The organism is Haliscomenobacter sp., from assembly GCF_040403615.1.
In the GTDB taxonomy this organism is placed as follows: domain Bacteria; phylum Bacteroidota; class Bacteroidia; order Chitinophagales; family Saprospiraceae; genus Haliscomenobacter.
This window is the reverse complement of the sequence record NZ_JBBAKG010000195.1, coordinates 2,688-5,290: the sequence shown is the minus strand read 5'-3', so window position 1 is coordinate 5,290 and position 2,603 is coordinate 2,688. Positions and strand designations below refer to the sequence as shown.

Below are 2,603 nucleotides of genomic sequence, written 5' to 3'. Positions count from 1 at the left end.
TGTGCGCCCTGTTGGATTTTCCACAACTCCGGTATCCAGACATTCCTGATAATAATCACTGCCTCCATACCAATCGGCACACCACTCGTCCACATTCCCACTCAGATCGTACAACCCCAAAGCATTGGGCTTTTTCAGCCCTACTGGTTTTGCTTCGCCGTGGCTGTTTTCGCCATACCAGCCTACGTCTTCCAGGCGATTGCTGCCTGCGTATAGGTAAGGTGACTCATGAATCCCACTTCGGGCTGCATATTCCCATTCTGCTTCGGTGGGCAAACGGTAATTTTCTCCAGTCATGTTATTCAATCGGGGTAAAAATTCATCGTTGATCAACTCCCAGGAGACGGTTTCAGCTGGGCGCTCGTCGCCCTGGAAATAGAAAGGAGCATTTTCTTCCCCCATTATCGCCTTCCACAAGGCCTGGGTCACTACGCATTCTCCCATCCAAAAGTCGGATACTTTGACCGGATGCACTGGTTTTTCCCACTCATAAGCATCTTTGTCCTTTTCCTCGCTGCCCATGAGAAAAGTGCCGCCCTTTACTTCCAGCAAGTGAAAGGGGCAAGACTGGCCATTGGTGCCCGTCAATTCTTGTGCGTAGCGGCGTGGTACTGAGTTGGGCATAGCTAGGTAGTGTTTTTTTTGTAAAGCTAAAAAGCAGCGTGGAAATTGGTCGATAAATCTAAAAGATTTACCTGCATTTCTGAACGTGCTCAAAATCCCCCCCCATTTCAACCATTACTCCCATTTGCGGGTTTCCAACTTATTGTGCATCTTTGTGGCTTACTCGAACACCGACGTTTCTCCAGCCCGGAGAAACCTTATCCGATAAAAATGAAGCAACTCGCTTACCTGAATAAGTATTTTTGGAAATACCGCCGACACTTCCTGTTGGGCTTTTTGTTTGTAACCCTTTCCAACTATTTCCGGGTATTGCAGCCCCAAACCATCCGCGAGGCGCTGGATTTGGTGGTTGAAAACCTGTACCTGTACCGCATGTACCAGGGTACGACTTTGGAGAGTGCTTTTTTCGGGATGTTGAGTCAGCAGTTGTTTTATTTTGGTTTTCTAGTGCTGGTTTTGGCGGTAGTGATGGGTCTGTTCATGTATTGGATGCGTCAGACCATCATCGTGATGTCGCGCCTGATCGAGTACGACATGCGCAAGGAGGTTTTTGCCCATTACGAAAAACTGGATCTGGCTTTTTACAAGCGCAACAATACCGGCGATTTGATGGCGCGCATCACCGAGGATGTCAACAAGGTGCGGATGTACCTGGGGCCAGCCGTGTTGTACGGCGTCAACCTGATTTCGTTGTTCATTCTGGTGATCTATTCCATGCTGGTGGTCAGCCCGGAACTGACCATGTATTGCTTGATTCCACTGCCTTTTTTGTCGGTGTCCATCTACTACGTCAGCACGCTGATCAACAAGCAAAGTGAAAAGATTCAGCAGCAACTAGCGGTGCTCAACAGCACGGCGCAAGAGGTATATTCCGGGATTCGGGTGGTCAAGTCGTATGTACAAGAGGCTGCTACGGTCAAACATTTTGCGGCGCAAAGCGACAATTTCAAGCATCAATCCTTACAGTTGGCCCTGGTCAATTCCCTGTTTTTTCCGTTGATGTTGTTGCTGATCGGCATGAGTACCTTGCTGGTGGTGTATTTTGGTGGATTGCAGGTGGTCAAAGGCACGATTACGCCGGGCAACATTGCCGAGTTCGTCATCTACGTCAACATGTTGACCTGGCCGGTGACGGCCATCGGCTGGATTGCCTCCATTGTACAACAAGCAGCGGCTTCGCAAAAACGGATCAATGAGTTTTTGAATACCCAGCCTACCATTTTCAATATGGGCAGCAATACCCAGGATTTGCAGGGAGGTATTGAGTTCCGCAAAGTCACTTTTACTTACCCGGACACCGGCATTACCGCGTTGCAAGATGTGAGCTTCAAACTGCAACCCGGTCAAAAAATGGCCATCATTGGCCGCACTGGTTCGGGCAAAACTACCATTGCCGACCTGCTGCTGCGCATGTACGACGTCAGCGAAGGGCAAATTTTGCTGGATGATCAAGCACTGGCAACCCATGATTTGGCCAAATTGCGCCAACGCATCGGGTATGTCCCCCAAGATGTCTTTTTGTTTTCAGACAGCATTTCTGCCAACATCGCCTTCGGCAAAAGGGATGCGCCGCAGCCAGAGATCGAAGATTTTGCCCGTTATGCCTCGGTTTACAACGACATTATGGAATTGCCGCAAGGCTTTGAGACCATGGTGGGCGAGCGCGGGGTTACCCTTTCAGGTGGACAAAAGCAACGGGTTTCGATAGCCCGCGCACTGATCAAGAAACCGGATATTGTGATTCTGGACGATTGCCTGAGTGCAGTAGATACCAATACCGAAAAACAGGTATTGGGGTATTTCAGCTCGGCATTGGCCAACAAAACGGCGATCATCATTACCCACCGCATTTACGCCCTGTTGCAATTTGATAAAATCATTGTGATGGACGACGGTAAAGTGGTGGAGGCTGGTACTCACGAAGAGTTGTTGGCCAACAAAGGGTACTATGCAGATCTTTTTGAAAAACAGACAGATGA

General features: G+C 49.1%; 2 protein-coding genes. One reads left to right on the top strand and one right to left on the bottom strand.

What is annotated here, in order from left to right; all coding sequences use genetic code 11:
• On the bottom strand, positions 1-624 hold a 624-nt coding region (locus ABW391_RS28445; protein ID WP_353485295.1), incomplete at its 3' end, for a formylglycine-generating enzyme family protein.
• A 210-nt stretch (positions 625-834) separates the two neighbouring features.
• Between ABW391_RS28445 and ABW391_RS28440 the strand changes: the two genes are divergently transcribed.
• A partial coding sequence (locus ABW391_RS28440; RefSeq protein WP_353485294.1) for an ABC transporter ATP-binding protein occupies positions 835-2,603 on the top strand: 1,769 nt, incomplete at its 3' end.